Source organism: Amaricoccus tamworthensis (genome assembly GCF_049800875.1).
Taxonomy (GTDB): Bacteria; Pseudomonadota; Alphaproteobacteria; order Rhodobacterales; family Rhodobacteraceae; genus Amaricoccus; species Amaricoccus tamworthensis.
On record NZ_JBNAFV010000004.1, the window covers coordinates 179,645 to 200,043 of the forward strand.

Annotated in this window: 19 protein-coding genes and 1 tRNA gene; 9 read left to right on the forward strand and 11 right to left on the reverse strand. The window is 60.6% G+C overall.

From position 1 onward, the window contains the following. Positions 1-69: 69 nt before the first annotated feature. Entirely contained in the window at positions 70-2,106 is a 2,037-nt protein-coding gene (locus tag ACP15P_RS09850) for a TonB-dependent receptor domain-containing protein (protein ID WP_424928279.1), read from the reverse strand. A 218-nt stretch (positions 2,107-2,324) separates the two neighbouring features. Here ACP15P_RS09850 and ACP15P_RS09855 point away from each other — a divergent pair, with 218 nt between their 5' ends. The 6 genes from ACP15P_RS09855 to ACP15P_RS09880 all read left to right on the forward strand — a co-directional run bounded on the left by ACP15P_RS09855 (position 2,325) and on the right by ACP15P_RS09880 (position 8,181). Further along, positions 2,325-3,377: a hemin-degrading factor gene (locus ACP15P_RS09855; RefSeq protein ID WP_424928280.1), complete on the forward strand. Its 1,053-nt coding sequence runs from the start codon at positions 2,325-2,327 to the stop codon at positions 3,375-3,377. A 45-nt stretch (positions 3,378-3,422) separates the two neighbouring features. Next, positions 3,423-4,274: a heme/hemin ABC transporter substrate-binding protein gene (locus ACP15P_RS09860; protein WP_424928281.1), complete on the forward strand. Its 852-nt coding sequence runs from the start codon at positions 3,423-3,425 to the stop codon at positions 4,272-4,274. After that, on the forward strand, positions 4,271-5,338 hold the full coding sequence (locus tag ACP15P_RS09865; protein WP_424928282.1) for a FecCD family ABC transporter permease: 1,068 nt from the start codon (positions 4,271-4,273) through the stop codon (positions 5,336-5,338). Before ACP15P_RS09860 ends, ACP15P_RS09865 begins: the two co-directional genes overlap by 4 nt. A gap of 1 nt (position 5,339) precedes the next feature. Then, on the forward strand, positions 5,340-6,119 hold the full coding sequence (locus tag ACP15P_RS09870; RefSeq protein ID WP_424928283.1) for a heme ABC transporter ATP-binding protein: 780 nt from the start codon (positions 5,340-5,342) through the stop codon (positions 6,117-6,119). Between the two features lie 111 nt (positions 6,120-6,230). Beyond that, entirely contained in the window at positions 6,231-6,533 is a 303-nt protein-coding gene (locus tag ACP15P_RS09875; RefSeq protein WP_424928284.1) for an antibiotic biosynthesis monooxygenase family protein, read from the forward strand. 28 nt (positions 6,534-6,561) lie between these two features. Beyond that, positions 6,562-8,181, forward strand: coding sequence for a GMC family oxidoreductase (locus tag ACP15P_RS09880; RefSeq protein ID WP_424928285.1), 1,620 nt, complete (start codon positions 6,562-6,564; stop codon positions 8,179-8,181). Between the two features lie 16 nt (positions 8,182-8,197). Here the strand turns inward: ACP15P_RS09880 and ACP15P_RS09885 are convergent, their stop codons facing one another. From ACP15P_RS09885 to ACP15P_RS09910, 6 genes are all read right to left on the reverse strand, one after another. Beyond that, positions 8,198-9,043 (reverse strand): carbohydrate ABC transporter permease, encoded by an 846-nt coding sequence (locus ACP15P_RS09885; RefSeq protein WP_424928286.1) that lies wholly within the window; start codon positions 9,041-9,043, stop codon positions 8,198-8,200. Beyond that, entirely contained in the window at positions 9,040-9,831 is a 792-nt protein-coding gene (locus tag ACP15P_RS09890) for an inositol monophosphatase family protein (RefSeq protein WP_424928287.1), read from the reverse strand. Before ACP15P_RS09890 ends, ACP15P_RS09885 begins: the two co-directional genes overlap by 4 nt. After that, positions 9,828-10,904 (reverse strand): sn-glycerol-3-phosphate ABC transporter ATP-binding protein UgpC, encoded by a 1,077-nt coding sequence (gene ugpC, locus ACP15P_RS09895; protein ID WP_424928288.1) that lies wholly within the window; start codon positions 10,902-10,904, stop codon positions 9,828-9,830. The genes ACP15P_RS09890 and ugpC overlap by 4 nt, the downstream gene beginning before the upstream one ends. Then, positions 10,904-11,749 (reverse strand): sn-glycerol-3-phosphate ABC transporter permease UgpE, encoded by an 846-nt coding sequence (gene ugpE, locus ACP15P_RS09900; protein ID WP_424928289.1) that lies wholly within the window; start codon positions 11,747-11,749, stop codon positions 10,904-10,906. Before ugpE ends, ugpC begins: the two co-directional genes overlap by 1 nt. Position 11,750: 1 nt before the next feature. Beyond that, positions 11,751-12,629, reverse strand: a complete 879-nt coding sequence (locus ACP15P_RS09905) for an ABC transporter permease subunit (RefSeq protein WP_424928290.1) — start codon at positions 12,627-12,629, stop codon at positions 11,751-11,753. Positions 12,630-12,694: 65 nt separating this feature from the next. Beyond that, positions 12,695-13,990 (reverse strand): extracellular solute-binding protein, encoded by a 1,296-nt coding sequence (locus ACP15P_RS09910; protein WP_424928291.1) that lies wholly within the window; start codon positions 13,988-13,990, stop codon positions 12,695-12,697. Between the two features lie 437 nt (positions 13,991-14,427). On the opposite strand from ACP15P_RS09910, the gene ACP15P_RS09915 reads away from it, so the two are divergent. Further along, a complete protein-coding gene (locus ACP15P_RS09915; RefSeq protein WP_424928292.1) occupies positions 14,428-14,901 on the forward strand; it encodes a thermonuclease family protein in 474 nt (157 codons plus the stop codon). 162 nt (positions 14,902-15,063) lie between these two features. Here ACP15P_RS09915 and ACP15P_RS09920 read toward each other — a convergent pair. The 4 genes from ACP15P_RS09920 to hisA form a co-directional block, all read right to left on the reverse strand. Further along, positions 15,064-15,140: transfer RNA gene (locus ACP15P_RS09920), tRNA-Arg, on the reverse strand. 77 nt (positions 15,141-15,217) lie between these two features. Then, complete coding sequence (locus ACP15P_RS09925; protein WP_424928293.1) at positions 15,218-15,532, reverse strand: phosphoribosyl-ATP diphosphatase; 315 nt, start codon at positions 15,530-15,532, stop codon at positions 15,218-15,220. Continuing rightward, entirely contained in the window at positions 15,529-16,290 is a 762-nt protein-coding gene (gene hisF / locus ACP15P_RS09930; RefSeq protein WP_424928294.1) for an imidazole glycerol phosphate synthase subunit HisF, read from the reverse strand. Before hisF ends, ACP15P_RS09925 begins: the two co-directional genes overlap by 4 nt. Before the next feature lie 13 nt (positions 16,291-16,303). Continuing rightward, a complete protein-coding gene (hisA, locus tag ACP15P_RS09935) occupies positions 16,304-17,026 on the reverse strand; it encodes a 1-(5-phosphoribosyl)-5-[(5-phosphoribosylamino)methylideneamino]imidazole-4-carboxamide isomerase (RefSeq protein ID WP_424928295.1) in 723 nt (240 codons plus the stop codon). A gap of 128 nt (positions 17,027-17,154) precedes the next feature. Between hisA and ACP15P_RS09940 the strand changes: the two genes are divergently transcribed. Both ACP15P_RS09940 and pdeM read left to right on the forward strand, forming a co-directional pair. Continuing rightward, a complete protein-coding gene (locus ACP15P_RS09940; protein ID WP_424928296.1) occupies positions 17,155-19,584 on the forward strand; it encodes a ligase-associated DNA damage response DEXH box helicase in 2,430 nt (809 codons plus the stop codon). A 48-nt stretch (positions 19,585-19,632) separates the two neighbouring features. Further along, entirely contained in the window at positions 19,633-20,382 is a 750-nt protein-coding gene (gene pdeM, locus ACP15P_RS09945; RefSeq protein ID WP_424928297.1) for a ligase-associated DNA damage response endonuclease PdeM, read from the forward strand. Positions 20,383-20,399: the final 17 nt, after the last annotated feature.

The following is a 20,399-nucleotide window of genomic DNA, read 5'->3' on the forward strand; positions in this document are numbered from 1 at the left end:
TGAGCCAACGAACACGGCACTAACGCGCCGACTGGACAATGGTGGCCGGTGACCCGGCCACCTGATGCGTCAGAAAGCCTTGGCCAGCTGCAGTTTGATGTTGCGGCCTGGCGCCGGACGGGTTGATAGATGTGGGGTGTAGTCGTGGTCGAACAGGTTCTCGACACCGACCCGGAGGACCGTTCCTGACAGTATACCATTGTATTCTGGAACGTATGTCGCGCGGATGTTGTGAACTCCAAACCCAGGGGTTTCCTGACCGTTGAAATCAATGGACCGGTCGGCCACGAGTTCCCAGCTCAGATCAAGGACATCACCCCAGGTTTTGCCCACTGTCACCTGAATGCTGTCGGCCGGTGTGCTCCGCCAATCGATGGTGTTGCCAAGCAGGGTTTCCTCGCCATCCGCGATGTTGAGGTTCATGTCTATGTAGACGCCGGATGGCATGGAATAGGACGCCTCGACCTCCAGACCTTCGGTTTCGACATCATCGATGTTCTGGCTGTCGGTCGTATAGGACGTCACGTCCCAGAGTTTGGTCTGGTACAGGTTCGCCTTGATCGCGAAAGCATCACCGTCAGTCAAAACGGACAGGTTGTCGAATGAGCCGCCGGCCTCCCAGGTGCGGGCTTTCTCGGGCTGGTGCATCAGAACCGGATCGCCGAGATCGTCAATAATGGGCAGGTTTTCGGTGTAGGCACCGCTCGCAAACAGCGCGAAGCCATTGGCAAACTCGTAGCGGGCCGACAGGCCGCCCATCAGGGCGCTGTTGTTCCAGGTCCCGTCATTCGGCGCGGTCGAGCCGTCGATATGCGAGTGCTCGTAACGGAGTGCGGGTGATATCGTCCAGCCGGTTCCGATGCGCATGTCATCGACGAGGAACACCGCGACCCGGTCGTCAGTGCCACCGGGGGCGGAGTTTGCGTCCTTCCTCTCCCGCCGGGAGACCTCAAAGCCGGTGCGCAGGTCGTGGACCGCGAAACCGGAACTGAAGAAGCTCGTGTTTTTCACCGTCAGTTTGGTGGTTTCGTACTGATGGTCGGCATTCACCGTACCAAAACCACCGTCCGGAAACCCGCCGGGAAAGTTACAGGGGTTCGCCGGAGAATCGCAGATGGAACTGCCCTCAACATATTCCTGGTCGATCTGCTGATCCGCATAGGAAAGATTGACGTTCAGGTTGATCAGGTCATTTCGGAGCGGCTGCCAGTCGTAGTTCAGGGCAACGGTCCGGGACTCAACGGTCCGGTCGACATTGCCGAACGTGCCGCCGGTGGTCTGGAACGTGTCGTAGGGTACGTCCTTTTCATCGGTATTGGTGTCCGTGATGGACAGTGTCAGGGCCTGGTCACGTTCCACACCAAACCTGTAACGACCTTTCAACAGCCGCGACGGAAGCTCGTAGTCGCTGGCCCCGATCGTGTTGCCGTCCCCGTCCGTCTGCTCGTTCTGTTGCCGCCATGTGAAGTTTCCCAGCATTTCAAGATTTTCCGAAGGCTGCCATGCGAGGATGGTGGAGCTTACAAACCCATCGCCATTGCTGGAATACTGTAGCGATTCCCGACCCGCGAAGCCGATCTCGCCAAACGTGAAGTCACTGGCGTCCTTGGTCTCAAGCTGCACGACACCGCCGACGATGCCGGAGCCAAACTCAAAACTGCCAACCGTTCCGCGGATCACGTTGACCTCGCGATAGAGTTCGGGATCCGTGAAAATCTGCGTGCCGAGACGGTAGATTTCCTCCGACCCCACGCTTGCGCCATCGATCTGAACCGCGACCTTCTGGTCCGTGCCATAAGTGCCGTTCGCACCAAACCCGCGGATATTGATGCCCGATCCCTGCGGGGTGGAGCCGTTCACGAGGTTTACGCCCGGTACGCTGTCGATGAGTTCCGCGACGGTGCCGGCCTGGCGGTCGTCCATCTCGTCCTGGTCGATTTCCGTAATCGGGACCGCCGTGTCGGTCTGAACCTCGCGTTTGCTTTCGGTCACCACAATCGTACCGAGGTGAAGACCTTCCGCGTCCTGTGCAGAAGCGGAGGCGGCAATAAGGGTGATCATGGCCGTGGAACCAAAGAGCATGGTTCGCGACTGACAAAATGTCATGGCGGCTGTCCTTTCGTGAGTTCAGCTTGGAAGGGGCCGTAAGCTCGCGAAAGGCTGGCGGGAGGCTGTTTTTGGATTGATTTGCAGCGCGGTCGCGCTTGCCACTTGCAGCGGTTACGTAACTTGACTAAAAACGTCAAGATAATTCACGAAATCAGACAGCGACGCGTGACCCGGTCATCGCTCAGCCATCACATAACGCGACGGAGTTGTGCGCAATGGCTGAAAATTCATCACTGTCCCCTGCCCAAATCAGAGAGCACCGGGCCGAGCATCCCGGTTTGCGGGACCGCGACTTTGCCGAGAAATTCGGGATCAGCGAGGCTCAGCTTGTGGCCGCCTGGTGCGGTGAGGGCGTTACACGCATTCCATCCCATCCCGATAACGTGATGGCCCTGGCCCAGAGCCTCGGCGAGGTCATGGCCCTGACCCGCAACGTGTCCTGTGTTAACGAGAAGGTCGGCGTCTACGAAAAGTATCATACCGGCCACCATGCGGCGATGGTCCTCGGCGAAGATATCGACCTGCGCATGTTCCCCGCCCACTGGTGCCATGCGTTTATTGTGGAGCGGGAAAGCGACCGCGGGCTACGGCGCAGTGTTCAGGTTTTTGACGCCGCAGGAGACGCCGTGCACAAAATTCACCTGCGCGACAGCTCCGATCTGAGCGCATGGGAGCAGGCCCGCTGGGATCTTGCGGTTGATGACCAGTCGCCGGTGATCGAGGTGGAACCGCGCAAACCGGTTGAGGTCGCCAAATCCGTGCCGGAGAAGGTCGAGATCCTTCGGAAGGAATGGACGCGAATGACGGACACGCACCAGTTCCTTCGCCTGACGTCGAAACTCAAAATGAACCGGCTTGGCGCTTACCGGATTGTGGGTGAGCCGTTTGTTCGGGCGCTGACGCCCGGGTCGGTGAACCAGATGCTGACTGAGGTGAAGAACTCCGGCATTGAGGTTATGGTGTTTGTCGGGAACCGGGGCTGCATTCAGATCCACTCGGGACCGGTTGAAACGCTCTCGCCCATGGGGCCGTGGCAGAACGTGATGGATCCCGGATTTAATCTGCATCTGCGCCTCGATCACGTCGCCGAGGTCTGGGCGGTTACAAAGCCCACGCAGCGCGGTCCGGCGGTGTCGCTGGAGGCGTTCGATGCCGAGGGCGCGTTGATTTTCCAGGTGTTCGGTGTCGGCAAGGAAGGCCGGGACAGCCGACCGCAATGGCAGGAGATTGTGGCCGGCCTTGAAGGCCTTCAGGCGGAGGCTGTTTGAACCATGCGGTTTGGTCTGCAGCTTTCAATCGGTTTCCCTGACTGCATGAAACGGATTTCAGCTCTTTCGGGTGTCATGGCGGGTCTCCTGTTGACCGGTGCCGCCCCCCTGGCCGCGCAGGATCAGGGGGGCGTGGTGTCCATCGGCGGGTCCGTGACGGAGATCGTCTATGCGCTCGGTCAGGAGGACCGGCTTGTCGCCCGTGACACCACCTCCACCTGGCCTGAAGAGGTCAGTGCCCTGCCCGATGTCGGGTATATGCGTGCGCTCTCGCCTGAGGGCGTTCTGTCGGTGTCTCCCTCGCTGATTCTGTCGGAGGAAGGGGCCGGGCCGCCCGAGACCATCAGCGTCCTTGAGGCCGCGTCGGTGCCGTTTGTGACGGTGCCGGAGGTCTACAGCAGCGAGGGCATCTCGGAAAAGATCCGGCTTGTCGGTGAGGCGCTGGGTGTGAGGGACGAGGCCGACGTCCTTGCCGCGCAGGTCGAACGCGAACTCGAGGCTGCGCAGGCGACCGCCTCCGGCGTCAGCGATCCAAAGCGCGTGTTGTTCATCCTGTCGACCCAGGGCGGGCGCATCATGGCGGCTGGTGAGGGCAGCGCCGCTGATGCCATCATCCGTATGAGCGGAGCGGTGAATGCCATGTCCGGTTTCGAGGGCTACAAGCCCGTGTCGGACGAGGCCGTGAGCGCCGCCGCCCCTGATGCGATCCTGATGATGGACCGGACCGGAGATCATGCCATTGAGGACGCGGATCTTCTGGCCATGCCGGCCCTGCGCAATACGCCTGCGGCAGGCCAGGGGCAAGTTATCCGGATGAATGGCCTCCTGCTTCTGGGGTTCGGTCCGCGTACCGCATCGGCCGTGACGGAGCTCAACAGCAGGCTTTACGGGAAATGACGGCGGTGAGCACCACCCTCGCGCTGCCCGTTGACCGGCGTCAGCGGGCGCGACGGTTGCATCTGTGGCTGGCCGCGGCGTTGGCTGTTGTGGCGCTCGCCAGTCTGGACACCGGCGCCACGGGGCTCTCCCTGCCCCATCTTCTGGGCACGTTGGCCGGAGGGGGTGAGTTGTCAGCGGTGGAGCGTACGGTACTGTTCGACATTCGTTTGCCGCGTCTGTTTCTGGGCATGTGTGTGGGTGCCGCCCTGGCGGTGTCGGGCACGGTGATGCAGGGCCTGTTCCGCAACCCGCTTGCGGATCCCGGGATTGTCGGCGTCAGCTCCGGTGCCGGGCTTGGGGCCATTGGGGTCATCGTGCTCGGTGCCGCGCTGCCCGTGTCCGTTCAGGCTGTGGTCGGCACTCATCTGGTTCCGGTTGCGGCATTTGTCGGCAGTTGGCTCACGACCCTGACGCTCTACCGTGTGGCTACCCGGCGCGGTTTTACGTCCGTGGCGACGATGCTTCTCGCGGGTATCGCTTTGGGCGCGCTGTTTGCGGCGCTGTCGGGGGTGATGATTTATCTGGCCGATGACCGTCAGTTGCGGGATCTCACATTCTGGGGTCTGGGCTCTCTGGCCGGGGCGAGCTGGGCAAAACTGCTTGCCGCCGGGCCGATCATGGTTTTGGCCATGCTGATTGCGTTCACCCTTGGTCGCGGTCTGAACGGCCTCGCTCTGGGTGAGGCCACCGCCGCGCATATCGGGATCCGGGTGCAGCGGCTGAAGAACATGGCGATTGTGACCGTCGCGGCCGCTACCGGTGCCGCTGTGGCGGTGTCAGGCGGTATTGGGTTTATCGGGATCGTGGTGCCACACCTTCTGCGTCTTGCCTCCGGGCCGGATCATGGGCCGCTTTTGATCAATTCAGCACTGCTTGGGGCCATTTTGCTGGTGATTGCCGATACCATTGCCCGGGTGGTGGTCGCGCCGACGGAACTGCCCATTGGCATTATCACCGCGGTTTTGGGGGCTCCGGTCTTCCTGTGGATTCTGTTGCGCCGTCGCGGCATTCTGGAGGTGTGACATGCTGAGCGCCAGAAACATCCGGGTTAATATTGGCGGCACCGCAATTCTGCATGGCGTAGATTTCACTGCGCGTCCGGGCGAGGTCACCGCGATAGCCGGTCCCAACGGATCGGGGAAAACCACGCTATTGAAAGCCGTGACCGGCGAGGTTCCGTCGACCGGAGACATTACGCTAAACGGCTACGACACCCGCACCCTGCCCCCGTGGCAACTGGCGGCAATGCGCGGGGTTTTGCCCCAAAGCACGGTTCTCGCCTTCCCGTTTACGGTGATTGAGGTCGTCCGCATGGGGCTCCTGCGCGGAACGTCCGGTAATCACGACCGTCGGGCCATGGACGCGCTGGGCCTTGTCGGGTTGGCGGATTACGCCGGTCGGTACTACCAGAAATTATCGGGCGGCGAGCAGCAAAGGGTTCAGTTTGCCCGTGTGCTCGCCCAGGTCTGGCAACCCGTTGAAAACGGCGAGCCGCGCTGGATACTGTTAGATGAGCCCGTGGCCAGCCTAGATATTGGACACCAGCTCGAGGTCATGCGCCTGTTGCGCGACTACGCCCAGGCCGGTGGTGGGGTTGTGGCGGTCATGCATGACCTGAACCTCACCGCCATGTTTGCCGACAGCATGACACTGATCTCCGGTGGCCGTGTTCTGGCACATGGAACCGCAGAGGCCGTGATGACCGATGTCAACCTGTCCCGCGCCTATAACTGTCCGCTGCGGGTCAATCATGTGCCGGATAATGTCAGCACTTTTCTTCACCCGGCTGGCGCCACCGGCTGAGGCCACGGCACTGGGCGCATGGACATTCCTCCGCGATGGCGGTTATCCATTTCCCTGACGCATAAATCCGGCTGAATTTTTTCTGCCGGAGCACAGGAGAGGAACCTCAACATGATCCGCGAAGTTGCCGAGCTCAAAATCAAATCCGGTGAGGAAGAGGCCTTCGTTGCGGCCGTGGCGGAGGCCGTTCCGCATTTTCGCACGGCCAGGGGCTGCAAATCCATGCGGCTTGAGCGCGTGGTCGAGGCTCCGGAGATTTTTAGGCTGATCGTGATCTGGGAAACCCTTGAAAACCACATGGTCGATTTCCGCGAGTCGGACGGCTTCCAGGCATGGCGCGGACTGGTGGGCGGTTTCTTCGCGGAGCCGCCGAAAGTGGATCACAGCGAAGTCGCCCTCGTCGGTTTCGAATAGGCGTGGCGCCGCTAAGGGGCCGGACAGCATGAGAGCTGATTACATCATCGTCGGCGGAGGCTCCGCCGGTTGTGTGCTGGCCAATCGCCTGAGTGAAAATCCGGCCAATAGCGTTCTGCTGCTCGAGGCCGGTGGAGAGGATTGGAACCCGCTCATCCACATTCCGGCCGGTTACGTGAAAACCATGGTCGACCGGCGTGTAAACTGGATGTTCACGACCAAACCGGATGGGCATTCCGGCAACCGGGCCATTGATTTCCCGCGCGGCCGGGTTCTGGGTGGATCCTCGGCGATCAACGCCATGCTCTACGTGCGCGGCCAGCCGCAGGACTACGACGCCTGGAGCGCGGCGGGCAATTTCGGCTGGTCCTATGACGAAATTCTGCCCTATTTTCGCAAATCCGAGGGCTGTGAAAGCGCGGAAATACTGGCTAACGACTCTGACGGCTGCCACGGCCGCGACGGCCCTGTGGCGGTCAACACCGTGCGCAGCACCTATCCGGTTCTTGATCGCCTCATGGAATCCGCGGAGTCTCTCGGCTACCCAAGCGGTCAGGATTTCAACGGTAGGGACCAGGAGGGGCTCGCCTATTCCCAGGTGACGCAGAAACGCGGTCTGCGTTTCTCCGCCAAACGGGCCTATCTGCAGCCGGCACGGGGGCGCAAAAACCTTCGTGTGGAAAAGCACGCCCAGGTGTCGGAACTGCTTTTTGCACCGGATGAGCGGGTGACGGGCGTTCGATTCCGGCGTGGCGACCAGGTGCTGGAAGCCCACGCGAACCGGGAAGTTATACTGTCCGCCGGCGCGATCCAGTCGCCCCAGATCCTTGAACTGTCGGGGATCGGTCGTGCGGGGCACCTGCACGGTCTCGGTATTGAGGTTCGGCGTAATCTGGTGGGTGTGGGCGAGCATCTGGCGGATCATTACATCTCAAGACTTTCCTGGCGGCTGAACCAGAAGCTCTCGGTCAACCATCTTTCGCGGGGGCTTCCATTGCTGGGTGAGATCCTGCGCTTTACGTTCCGACGTGACGGCGTGTTGTCGATGCCAGCGGGAATGATGATGGGGTTTGTGCGCTCCTCGCCCACGCTTGAGACGCCTGACATTCAGTATCACATTGCCAATGCCAGTTTCTCGAACCCCGCCAAACGGATTTTCCATGACTTCCCCGGCATGACCATCGGCCCCTGTCAGCTCAGACCGCTGAGCCGCGGTTCGGTGCATGTGTCCTCCCGAGACGTCACGGTGCAGCCCGACATTGTGACCAACTACCTTCAGCACGAGGAGGACTGCCGGGTGCATGTCGCGGCCATGCGGATCGCGCGCAAACTCATGGAAACCGATCGGATGCGTGAAGTCGTCGAGAGCGAGATGAAACCGGGTGCGGACCTGGCAACCGACGACGAACTGCTCGACTATGCGCGCAACACGGGCGTCACGCTCTATCACCCGGTATCCACTTGCCGGATGGGACCGAACCCGCGCAGCGGCGACGTGGTCGATGCCCGGTTGCGTGTCTATGGGCTGCAGGGTCTGCGGGTGGTGGATGCGTCGATCATGCCGAGCCTCGTCTCCGGCAACACCAACGCGCCTGTCATGATGATTGCCGAAAAAGCGGCCGATATGATCCTTGAGGATGCTGACTGAGATCAATCCCCGCCGCTCACGGAAGCTGATCGCCGGTGGCGGTCAGGTCCCGCATCAGCGAACGGCCAAACATCAGCAGGAGCAGCAGGGGTGGCAGAATGGTCAGCGTCGCCAGCGCCATGCCCGGACCGCTTAATTGCCCGATCAACTGTACGCCACGCACGAGAGTATAGTTCTGTTCGGTCGTGCTGACCATCAGCGGCCAGAGATACTGGTTCCACCCAATCATGAAGGACACCAGAAACAGGGCCATGCCCCGACGTCGCGACAGCGGCACGATAATGTCGATTAGAAACCGCCACGGACCGGCCGCGTCGAGTTTCGCTGCTTCGAGATACTCCTCCGGAAAGCTTCGGAACAGCTGACGAAAAAACAGCGTACCCAGCGCGGCTGCGATGGCTGGCAGTACCATTCCGATGCGGGTGTCGATCAGACCCAGAGCCGATGTCACCTGAAACGTGGTCACGAACCGGGCCTCTATCGGGAACAGCAGCGTCACAAAGATCAGGGCGAACAATGCACCGGCAAAGTGTTGACGAAAATAGACCAGCGCGTAGGCCGCCAGCAGTGAAAACACGGTGGTGAAGGCGGCGACACCCGTTGCCACCACCACCGAATTCCAAAGCATCCGGGCTGTTGTGATCTGCTCGGTGAACCCGGCCTTCAGCGAGAAAATCCGCGCAAAGTTTCGCAGTGCATCGTCGCCGGGCAAGTAGTGGATGCCGCCCTCACGAATATCCGCCGATGACATGGTGGAGGCCATCAGGATCGTCAGAAGCGGTGTGACAAGGAATATCACACCGGCCCCGAGAATGAGGTGGCAGACAATCTGGCGCAGGAGACGGTTTTCGCCCGGGATCACTCGACGAAGGCGGCTTCGGACATGGCCAGAAGTTCATCGAAGATGATCGGTGCTCCGGCGATCACCCGACCACCATTGGCCAGCATGTCTTCCGCGCTCTGCTGCTCGATGCGGCCGCCGGCCTCGGAGACCAGCAGTTGCCCGGCGAGGCAGTCCCATGCGTTCATGTGCGGTTCGGTGTAGCCGATCAGGCGGCCCGCCGCGACATAGGACAGCATCAACCCGCCTGAGGCGTTGCGAAAATAGATCCCGCCCCGGTCCGCGAGGTCTCCGATCAGACGGGGCACCATCCTGGCCGGTGTCCGGCTGTTCATGCCAACCCCGACACTTCCGTCGTTCAGGCCGGTCGTGTCGGCAATTTTAATGGGTCGGTCGTTGACCGTTGCGCCCTCGCCCAGTGCGGCCACAAACATCTCGCCGGCTGAAGGCTCGAAAATCACGCCGATCTTGGTGCGGTCCTCATGCACGCAGGCCAGGATCACGCACCACTGCGGAATGCCCCTGACGAAGTTTGCGGTGCCGTCGATGGGGTCGATCACCCAGGTCCAGCCGCTTTGGGATGGCACGGTCTCGTGCTCCTCACCAACGATCCCGTCATCGGGGAACTCGGCGGCAATACGTTTGCGCACGAAGGTTTCAACCTCCATGTCGGCGTTGGAGACCATGTCCTGAACGCCCTTGGAACTGATTTCCAGCGCGCCGATATCGCGAAAATAGTCGAGCGCGAGCGCACCTGCATCGCGGGCAATTGAAATTGCGGAGGTCTTACGGATTTTCAAATCATTCACAGCAAACGTTCTCCCGTCGCCCTGTCAAATACGAAAGCCGAGGCGGGGTCAAACGAGAACCTCAGGTTTTCTCCATGAGCGGGCAACAGGTCCTGGCCGGCCTTGACGCAGATCTCCTGCTCCTCGCCATCCGCCAGGGTTGCTCCGGTCAGGGCGCCGTAGATAAGGTTCTCGCCGCCGTGCTGTTCGACAAGGTCTACACGGACCTCGCACTGACCGGCGTCGTCGCGTTTCAGCATGTCCGGCCGAATGCCAAGCATCATGTCCGCGTCGCGCGGCAGATCCGGGAACCCGGACAGGGTCAGTGCGCCGGCAATCAGCGAACTGCCATCGTGGCGCACGGGCACCAGGTTGATCTGCGGCGCTCCGATAAAGGACGCGACAAACAGCGTTCTGGGGTTGGAGTAAAGCTCCATCGGCGCGCCCATCTGCTCCACGCGCCCCTCATTAATCACCGCAAGCCGGTCCGCGAGCGTCATGGCTTCGGTCTGGTCGTGGGTGACGTAAACGCTGGTAACTTTCATGCGCCGCTGCAAACGCTTGATTTCGATACGCATCTGCACACGCAGTTTGGCGTCGAGGTTGGACAGCGGTTCGTCAAACAAAAAGACCTTGGGGTCCCGCACGATAGCCCGCCCCATTGCAACCCGCTGGCGCTGACCGCCTGAGAGCTGATTGGGCTGGCGATCGAGAAAACTGTCGATTTTCAGCATCTTCGCAGCCTCACCGACCTTTTTTTCGATGGTCGCCTTGTCGATGCCGCGGTTCTTCAGACCATAGGACATGTTCCCGCGCACGGTCATGTGCGGATAAAGAGCGTAGTTCTGGAACACCATCGCCACGTCCCGCTCGGAGGGCGACACGTTGTTGACGGATTTGCCACCGATGGAAATTTCGCCCTCGGTGATGGTTTCGAGGCCCGCGATCATGCGCAGCAGCGTCGACTTGCCGCATCCGGACGGTCCGACGAACACGATCATTTCGCCGTCGCTGATTTTCATGTCGACCCCGTGGATCGCCTTCGCGCCATTGGGATAGACTTTCTGGACGCCCTTTAACTCAACACCCGACATTATTTCTCACTTTCGACAAGACCTTTGACGAACCACCTCTGGAACACCAGAACCACCAGAACCGGTGGCAGTGTGGCCAGGATCGTCAGGGCAAACGCTTTCTGGAACTGCGGCAGTTCCCCACCTTCGGACAGCACCTGGTAGATTTGCTTGATGCCGATCACCAGCGTGTAGTTTTCCTCTTTCGTCGTCATGATCAGTGGCCAGAGATACTGGTTCCAGCCGACCACAAACATGATGATCAAAATCGCCGCGATCATGGTTTTGGAGAGTGGCACCAGAATGTCCTTGAAGAACCCCCAGGATGTTGCGCCATCAAGCCGCGCGGCCTCCAGCAACTCATCCGGTACGGAGCGGAAGAACTGCCGGAAGAAGAACGTGCCGGTGGCCGAGGCAATCAGCGGCACGATTAGCCCGGTATGCGTGTCCAGAAGGCCAAGATCGGACACCACTTCAAACGACGGAATAATCCGAACCTCGAGAGGCAGAAGCAGCGTCATAAAGATGACCCAGAACAGCGGCACGGCCAGGCGGAAGCGGAAATACACGATGGCATAGGCGGCAAGCATGGAAATCACCACCTTGCCGACCGCAAAGCCGATCCCGAGGATCATGCTGTTTTTGAGCATGGCCAGCGCCGTGACCTTTTTCATCACGCCGCCCTCAACAAACAGAACCTCGTTGTAGTTCTCAAGGAAATGCCCGCCCGGCATGATCTGAAGCCCCTCGCGCAGGATGGTGTCCGGCGCATGGGTCGAGGTTGCGAAGGCGACCCAGATCGGCAGCGTCATGAACAGCGCGCCGAGGATCAGAATGATGTGTGTGGAGATGGAGGAACGTTGCATGTCAGTAATGTATCTTCCTCTCGATAAACCGGAACTGGATCACGGTCAGCGCCAGAACCATCAGCATCAGCACCACCGACTGCGCCGAGGAACCGCCAATATCCGCGCCACGGAATCCGTCCTGAAACACCTTGAAGACCAGTGTGTTGGTCGCCCCGCCCGGCGCGCCGCGCGTAGTGGTGTCGATGATGCCGAAGGTCTCGAAGAAGGCGTAGGTGATGTTGATGACCATCAGGAAGAACGTGGTCGGCGCCAGTAGCGGGAAGGTGATGGTCCAGAACCGGCGTGTCGGGCTGCGGCAGTCCATCACGGCCGCCTCGTTGACGGATTTGGGAATGCCCTGGAGCCCCGACAGGAAGAAAATGAAGTTCACGCTGACCTGTTTCCAAACGGAAATCAGCACCACCACAAATCCCGCATCAAACGGATCGAGTTTGTGATCAAAGTCAAACCCGATGAAATTCATGAACTTGTAGAGATCACCGATCAGCGGGCTGAACATCAGGTTTCCCATGAGCCCGGCCACGGGCGGCGCAATGGCATAGGCCCACATCAGCAGCGTTTTATAGGTGCTCGCGCCGTGGATCACCTCATTTGCCTTCACGGCCAGCAGGAGAGCTATCGACAGTGAGAGAAACGTGACAAGTGTCGAGAATATAATCGTAAATCCCGCAGCCTGTAGCCAGGACGAAGAACCGATTGTATCGACGTAGTTTTTAAACCAGACAAACTGCGAGGACAGTCCCCATGCGTCCTCCAGCAAAAACGACTGGTAGACCGCCTGAGCAGCCGGCCAAATGAAAAACACCAGAATGATGATGATCTGGGGGGCAACGAACAGATACGGAATGGGACTGTGTTCAAACTGAACGCGCTTCATCGGAACCAGGCTTTCGGAATGCGGATACCGGCCGCCGGAACAAATGCCCGGCGGCCGGAAAGGGATTACTGATAGGTTGCGTTGAAACGCTCGAGCAGATCGTTGCTCTCGGATTCGATGGCCTCAAACGCCTCGTCCACGGAAGACTGACCGGAGAAGATGTTGTCAAACTCCTTGTACATCACTTCGCGGATCTGAACGTAGTAGCCAAGACGGTAACCCTTGGTCCATTCGCCACCCGGCTGTGTCAGCTGAAGAATGCCAATTTCCGCATCCGGAGTGGTTTCGTAGTAACCGTCGGATTTTGCGAGTTCATAGGCTGCGGACGTGATCGGCACGTAACCGGTTTCCTTGTGCCAGTAGTACTGCATGTCCGGGCTGGTCAGGAAGTCGAGGAAGTCGGCAACACCGGCATTTTCCTCGTCGCTTTTGCCCGACAGGGTGAAGAGTGCCGCACCACCGATGAACGTGCCATAGGGCTCCTCGGTGATCGAGGTCCAGTAAGGCAGGTAAGCCGCACCGAACTCAAAATCGGCGCTGGCCTGCAGGCCACCAAACGAGCCGGAGGAGCCCAGCCACATGGCGGCTTTTTTCTGGACAAACGCATCCTGGTTGTCGCCCCACTCACGGCCGTAGAAACCATACCAGCCGTTGTCGAGCCATTCCTTGACCTTGGTCCAGTGCATTTTCAGGTCGGGATTGTTGTAGAGGATCTCAACATCCGTGGAATCGTAGCCGTTGTTTTCCGTTGCCATCTGGATGTTGTGACGGCTGTGGAAGTTCTCGGCGAAGATCCAGGGGCTGTGGCTCTGGGCCAGGGCCTCGTAGCCGGCCTCCTTGATGGCCGGAGCCATTTCCTCAAACTCTTCCCAGGTTGACGGCGGAGCATCGAAGCCCGCTTCCGCCAGAGCGTCCTTGTTGTAGTACAGGAGCGGCGTGGAGGAGTTGAACGGCATGCCGATCATCTTGCCGTCGCTGTCGGCGTAGAAATAGCGGACACCCTCGATGTAGTCGGTCGGGTCGAAACCGTCACCATGCTCGGCCATCAGGTCCGCAACCGGAATGGTCGCGCCGGGAGCGTTGATGATCGTTGCCGCACCGGCGTCAAAAATCTGGATGAGGTTCGGCTGTTCGCCTGCACGGAACGCCGCGATACCGGCGGTCATCGTGTCCTCGTAACCACCCTTGTAGGTGGGGATCAGCGTGTATTCGTCCTGGCTGTCATTATAGCGCGCGGCGATTTCCTCGACGACCTCGCCAAGATGGCCGCTCATGGCGTGCCACCAGTGAATTTCGGTCTGTGCGCTGGCTGCACCGGCCGTGCCGGCAAGTCCTGCTGCAAGCAGGGTGATCAGTTTCATTTTTTGCTCCCTTTCCGGGTCGTAGTTTCGGCAGGTGCGTCTAATTCCATCTGAATGTGTCAGATTGATGACAGTTTCGCGACCTTCCCGATTTTTTTGGTAGATCCTTTCGATTGCACGACAATTCCGTTTCGCATCGACGGAGTCAACTGTTTCGGTTTTGTGGCTGAACCTGAAGTGTTGTGCGATGAAACAAGGGTAAAATATTGAGAACAAACGAGTATCTTGTCAGCGTCCGTTGGTGGTTGGATTTCCCGCAATTTTCGGCATCCAGGGAAATGGTACGCGGATGGTCCGCTCCGATGCGACACCGGACTTTTGCGCGCATCCTCAACACTTTTGGGGCGTCTGGATAAACAGGACGAACAGTTATTTTACGATCCAATTATGAGCCGGAGGCAACCTTGAGGGGAAAAGGCATTAGGGTCGCAGCATCCATGTTTTGGCTCTCCGTCGCTGCGGGCTGCGCCACGCAGCCGACAACCGCGCCTGACTTTGGAGATGACTGCATCATCGGCCGCGCCTCGGTGCAGGATGGAGACAGTCTGGAGATCCGGGGGCAGAGAATTCGTCTCGAGGGAATTGACGCTCCCGAATACGGTCAGACCTGCGACCGTGACGGCAAAACCGAACGCTGTGGGCGCATTGCGGCTTCGCATCTGCGCAGCGAGATCGGCTGGCAGCCGGTCCAGTGCGCCAGTCAGGGATATGACCGCTACGGACGCATGCTGGCCTACTGCTACCAGGACGGCACGGATTTAAACGAGATGATGGTCCGGTCCGGTCACGCCGTCGCCTACCGCCAGTACACCCGCCGTTATGTCAGCGCCGAAACCGAGGCACGTCGCGCCGGACGCGGCATTTGGGCCACTGATTTCGACATGCCCTGGGACTGGCGAAGGGTGAACTGAGTGGAAAACCGAAGAGTAGGAATGGATCCTCAGAAGGTTCTGCTCCAAGTGAACCGGTAATTCGTGACTGCACGACCTGTGGTGACGTCAAGCATTGCCGGTAGCTTGAGTTCGCTAACGGATCACAAACAGTGAATAAAGCTGAGAACCAATGGATGATAATGGCGGTCCGTAGAGGATTCGAACCTCTGGCCTCCGCCTTCGGAGGGCGGCGCTCTATCCAGCTGAGCTAACGGACCGTATCAGGCACATCGTGCGGGACGTCTATAGGACAGGTCGAATTGCGCTGCAATGACGATTTCACCGCCGGATGAACTTAAACGCGCGAGGCCTTCTCCTCGATGCCCGAGCGCCCTTCCCGGCGTTCAAGCTCCGACAGAACGTCGCCCCACGAGACATTTCCCGACTTCAGCATCACCTGAAGGTGGTAGAGCACGTCCGCGGCCTCGCTCACCAGCCCCTCGCGGTCACCCTGGGCCGCGGAGACAATGGCCTCGACGGCTTCCTCACCGAACTTCTCGGCACATTTCGCCGGTCCCCTGGCGAGCATTGCTGCCGTATGGGATTTGCCAGCATCGCCTCCGGCACGGGCCTCAATGGTTGCAAACAGCCGCTCCAGTACGTCACTCATGTCAGTCTCACGGGAATGCCCGCCTCCGCCATCACCGATTTGGCCTCGCCAATGGTGTGGGTGCCAAAGTGAAAAATGGATGCCGCAAGCACCGCGGAGGCGTGACCTTCCGTCACACCCTCGACAAGGTGGTCAAGCGTCCCAACCCCACCGGACGCGATTACCGGAATACGCACCGCATCCGACACCGCCCGCGTCAGGGGCAGGTTGTAACCTGATTTGGTCCCGTCCCGGTCCATCGAGGTCAGAAGGATCTCTCCCGCACCACGCGCTTCCATGCCCTTCGCGAATTCAACCGCATCGATCCCGGTGCCCTTCGTGCCGCCATGGGTGAAAATTTCCCATTTCCCCGGCGCGACGGTCTTGGCATCAATCGCAACCACGATGCACTGGTTGCCAAACTTGTTTGCCGCATCGGCCACAACATCCGGATTGTTCACCGCCGCGGTGTTGAAGCTTACCTTGTCCGCACCGGCAAGCAGCAGAGCCCGCACATCCGCGGGCGTGCGCACACCCCCACCAACGGTCAGGGGCATGAAACACTGCTCCGCCGTGCGCAGCGCCAGGTCGAGCAGCGTGCCGCGGTTTTCCTGCGAGGCCGAAATATCCAGAAAACAGAGCTCATCCGCCCCGGCCGCGTCATAAGCCTTGGCGGCCTCCACCGGATCGCCGGCGTCGATCAGATCAACGAAGTTGACCCCCTTGACCACACGCCCGTTCTTGACGTCGAGACAGGGTATGACACGTACCTTCAGCATCCACGGTCTCCCGTCATTCCGCCAAAAATTTCGCGGCTTCGCCCGGATCAAGCGCGCCCTCGTAGAGCGCCCGCCCGGAAATGGCCCCATCGAGCGGCGCACCGCTTTCCTTGAGTTTCCGCAGGTCATCCATCGACGACACACCGCCCGAGGCGATCACGGGGATACCAACGGCATTCGCAAGATCCGCAGTCGCCGCCACGTTTGGTCCCTGCATTGCGCCGTCGCGCTCAATATCAGTGTAAATGATTGCAGCCACACCGGCATCCTCAAAGCGTTTCGCGAGGTCGACCGCCATGGTCTCACTCGTCTCCGCCCAGCCCTCAACGGCAACCTTCCCGCCGCGGGCATCAATCCCCACCGCGATTTTGCCAGGATGGGCTTTGGCGCATTCACGCACCAGATCCGGATCGCGCAGCGCCGCCGTGCCGAGGATCACCCGCGCCAGGCCCTTTTCGAGCCAGCTTTCCACGGTCTCCCGGTTGCGGATACCGCCGCCCAGCTGCGCCGGGATCGAAATCGCGCCAAGAATTGCGTCAACCGCCGCACCGTTGACCGGCTCGCCCGCGAAGGCCCCGTTCAGATCCACCATATGGAGCCACTGACACCCGGCCGCCTCGAAGGCGCGGGCCTGAGCCGCGGGATCATCGCCGAAAACCGTGGCCTCACTCATTTCACCACGCAACAGGCGAACACAGTTGCCATCCTTAAGGTCAATGGCTGGATAAAGGATCATACGGGGATACTCCACTGCGGCAGTCCCCGCCTGATAGACCGGGTTCCCGGGGATTGCAAAGCCCCCATTGCACACATGCGCAACATCCGTCTCTTGAGGACGCGGGCCACCGTACCTAATCTCTGTAAATGCCGATTGACCAGCCAAGCGACGCGACCCGCCTGCCCCAACACCTGACCCGCTGGTTCGCGGATCGCGGATGGACACCACACAGGCATCAGCTTGACCTCTATGAGCGCCGTGACGACCCCGGCATGCTGCTGATCGCGCCCACAGGTGGCGGCAAAACCCTCGCGGGTTTTTTGCCCACCCTGGCGGAACTTGGCGAAAATCCGGAGCCAGGCCTCCACACGGTCTATGTCTCGCCACTCAAGGCGCTGGCCACCGACATTCGCCGCAACCTTTCCACTCCCATCAATGACATGGGGCTGACCATTCGCGTCGAGGACCGAACCGGCGACACAAAAGCCACGCAAAAAGCACGCCAGAGGGTCGATCCGCCCCATATTCTGCTGACCACGCCGGAATCGCTTGCCCTGATGCTCTCCTACCCCAAAGCCCCGGCGATCTTCGGTGGTGTGCAACGGGTCGTGGTGGACGAGATACATGCGCTTGCGGAATCCAAACGGGGAGACCAGCTGATGCTGTGTCTCTCCCGCCTCCAGACAATCTCGCCCCACATGCGCCGCGTCGGCCTGTCCGCGACGGTCGAGGATCCCCCGGCGCTGGCCGGCGTGCTGGGCCATGGCTCGCGTGTCCTGCTGGCCGATCCTGGTCCGGAACCGCAAATCGCCATGCTCGAGACCGCTGAGCTGCCACCCTGGTCGGGCATGGGCGGGCGTCATGCGGCGCGGGCTGTCATGGACCTGGTAGAAAATGCCAACACCACCCTCATTTTTATAAACACCCGCGCCCAGGCGGAACTGTTCTTCCAGGCGATCTGGGCTGTGAATTCCAAAAACCTGCCCATCGGCCTCCACCACGGCTCACTGTCGCGGGAGGCCAGGCTGAAGGTCGAGCAGGCCATGGTTGCGGGTGAGATGCGGGCCATCGTCTGCACCGGCAGCCTCGATCTCGGCATCGACTGGGGCAATGTTGACCTCGTCATCCAGGTCGGTGCGCCCAAGAATGTCAAACGCCTGGTCCAGCGCATTGGCCGTGCCAACCACACCTACAACGCGCCCTCCCGCGCCGTGCTGGTTCCCGCCAACCGGTTTGAGGTTCTGGAATGCCGGGCGGCGCTGGATGCGGTCGCGGAGCATGATCTGGACGGAGACACCGGCCGTGCCGGCGGTCTCGACGTGCTCTGCCAGCACATTCTTCTTATGGCCTGTTCCGGCCCGGTGGACCCGGACGCGCTGTTCGCGGAAGTGCGCACGGCCGGACCATATGCCGGGATCAGCCGTGCGGAATTTGACGACTGTCTGGAATTCTGTGCGACCGGAGGCTACGCGCTCAAGGCCTATGACCGGTGGCGCCGGCTGGTTGAGCGGGACGGTCTCTATCATCTCCGCGACCCCCGCAGCGCCCGCAACCTGCGCATGAATGTTGGCACCATCGTCGGCACCGAAACCCTCCCCGTGCGGCTTCGTGGCGGAGGTGGCACACCCCTCGGAGAGGTCGAGGAATCCTTCGCCGCAAGTCTTGTCCCGGGCGATACCTTTCTCATTGGGGGCCAGACCGTCAAATTCGAAAACCTCCGCGAAATGGTGGTGCAGGTCAGCCGCCAGCCCACACGCGAGCCGCGTATCGCCGTGTTCATGGGCACCAAACTCGCCACGTCCACCAAGCTCTCGGAACGGGTGATCGGCATCCTCGACGCCCCCGGTCGATGGAAATCAATGCCCGGCTACATCGGGGACTGGCTCGACCTGCAAAACCACATCAGCCGCCTGCCAACACCCGGCCGCCTGCTGGTCGAGACCTTTCAACGTCAGGACCGGGCCCATATTTGCGTCTACGGTTTCGCCGGTCGCAATGCTCACCAGACCCTGGGTCTGCTTCTGACCCGCCGCATGGAGGAAGCGGGCCTCGACCCGCTTGGCTTTGTTTCCAACGACTACGCGCTGCTGATCTGGGGGCTGCAGCCTGTCACCAATCCCGCGGCAATGCTCACCGCGGATGATCTCCGTGCCGGTCTCGACGGCTGGCTCGCCAGCAATGCCGTGATGAAACGCACCTTCCGCAATGTGGCAACCGTGGCCGGGCTTATCGAACGCAACATGCCCGGCCAGCGCAAAACCGGGCGGCAGGCGACATTCTCCTCCGACATTCTCTACGACACCCTGCTGAAATACGACCCCGATCATCTTTTGATGCGTATCACCCGCGATGAGGCCGCGCGCGGTCTGGTCGATTACGGCCGGATCGAAGACATGCTGTCGCGTGTCGAGGGGCGCATTGACATGGTCCATGCCCCTCACCTGACCCCATTGGCCGCGCCCCTGCTGCTCGAGGTCGGCAAGGTCCCAATCCGCGGCAGCGGCCGTCAGAAGCTCGAGGATCAGGCCGTCGAGGAACTTCTCGCGGAGGCCGGGCTGGCCGTACCGGCGGCATGACGTGGGGAGCCTCTTGCACCCGTCATGGCGTCGTGACATCCCAACCCCATGTCGCACTGGCCGCTTCTGTTCCATAACGCAAATCTCTCCCTGAACCCGACCGGCTCGCTCTGGTGGGAAGGCGAAAGCCTGCTCTGCGTCGCGGACCTGCACCTTGGGAAATCCGAACGCATGGCCCGCCGTGGCGGCAGCCTTCTGCCTCCCTATGAGACCTCCGAGACCCTCGACCGCCTGTCCCGCGAGATCGACGCCCTGGAGCCGCGCAACGTGGTCTGCCTCGGAGACAGCTTTGATGATCTGGAAAGCGCAGGTGCGCTGGGTGAGGCCAATACCGAACGCCTGCTGGCCATGATGGCGGGCCGAAACTGGATCTGGATTACCGGCAACCACGATCCCGGGCCGGTCACCCTGCCCGGAACCCATTGTGCCGAACATCATCTGAATGGCCTTGTCTTCCGGCACATTGCCGAGCCGGATGGTGTTGGGGAGATTTCCGGCCACTACCACCCCAAAGCCCGACTCAGGTTGCGCGGCGTGGGCATTTCCCGCCCCTGCTTCCTCGTGGACGGCAGTCGGCTGATCCTGCCCGCCTTTGGGGCCTTTACCGGCGGTCTGTGCACCACTGACGCGGCCTTTGCCGACGTTATGGGCAACGACGCTCTGGCCGTGCTGACCGGCACAAAAACCGCCGCCATCCCGATGCCGCGCCCACCCCGGCGGGCGCGAAACCAGGAAATGTCAAAAACCCGAAATTTTCCTTTGAAAACTTCTGGACGCCCCCGAAAGCCTTTGCTATAGCGCCCCCACTTCAGATG

Coding starts and splice junctions, on each gene's coding strand:
- ACP15P_RS09910 (WP_424928291.1), bottom strand. CDS start 13,990: ATGAAACTGATCACCCTGCTTGCAGCAGGACTTGCCGGCACGGCCGGT.
- ACP15P_RS09870 (WP_424928283.1), top strand. CDS start 5,340: ATGCTGAGCGCCAGAAACATCCGGGTTAATATTGGCGGCACCGCAATT.
- ACP15P_RS09940 (WP_424928296.1), top strand. CDS start 17,155: ATGCCGATTGACCAGCCAAGCGACGCGACCCGCCTGCCCCAACACCTG.
- ACP15P_RS09905 (WP_424928290.1), bottom strand. CDS start 12,629: ATGAAGCGCGTTCAGTTTGAACACAGTCCCATTCCGTATCTGTTCGTT.
- ACP15P_RS09875 (WP_424928284.1), top strand. CDS start 6,231: ATGATCCGCGAAGTTGCCGAGCTCAAAATCAAATCCGGTGAGGAAGAG.
- ACP15P_RS09915 (WP_424928292.1), top strand. CDS start 14,428: ATGTTTTGGCTCTCCGTCGCTGCGGGCTGCGCCACGCAGCCGACAACC.
- hisA (WP_424928295.1), bottom strand. CDS start 17,026: ATGATCCTTTATCCAGCCATTGACCTTAAGGATGGCAACTGTGTTCGC.
- ACP15P_RS09925 (WP_424928293.1), bottom strand. CDS start 15,532: ATGAGTGACGTACTGGAGCGGCTGTTTGCAACCATTGAGGCCCGTGCC.
- ACP15P_RS09855 (WP_424928280.1), top strand. CDS start 2,325: ATGGCTGAAAATTCATCACTGTCCCCTGCCCAAATCAGAGAGCACCGG.
- ACP15P_RS09850 (WP_424928279.1), bottom strand. CDS start 2,106: ATGACATTTTGTCAGTCGCGAACCATGCTCTTTGGTTCCACGGCCATG.
- ACP15P_RS09860 (WP_424928281.1), top strand. CDS start 3,423: ATGAAACGGATTTCAGCTCTTTCGGGTGTCATGGCGGGTCTCCTGTTG.
- ACP15P_RS09880 (WP_424928285.1), top strand. CDS start 6,562: ATGAGAGCTGATTACATCATCGTCGGCGGAGGCTCCGCCGGTTGTGTG.
- ugpE (WP_424928289.1), bottom strand. CDS start 11,749: ATGCAACGTTCCTCCATCTCCACACACATCATTCTGATCCTCGGCGCG.
- ACP15P_RS09865 (WP_424928282.1), top strand. CDS start 4,271: ATGACGGCGGTGAGCACCACCCTCGCGCTGCCCGTTGACCGGCGTCAG.
- hisF (WP_424928294.1), bottom strand. CDS start 16,290: ATGCTGAAGGTACGTGTCATACCCTGTCTCGACGTCAAGAACGGGCGT.
- pdeM (WP_424928297.1), top strand. CDS start 19,633: ATGTCGCACTGGCCGCTTCTGTTCCATAACGCAAATCTCTCCCTGAAC.
- ugpC (WP_424928288.1), bottom strand. CDS start 10,904: ATGTCGGGTGTTGAGTTAAAGGGCGTCCAGAAAGTCTATCCCAATGGC.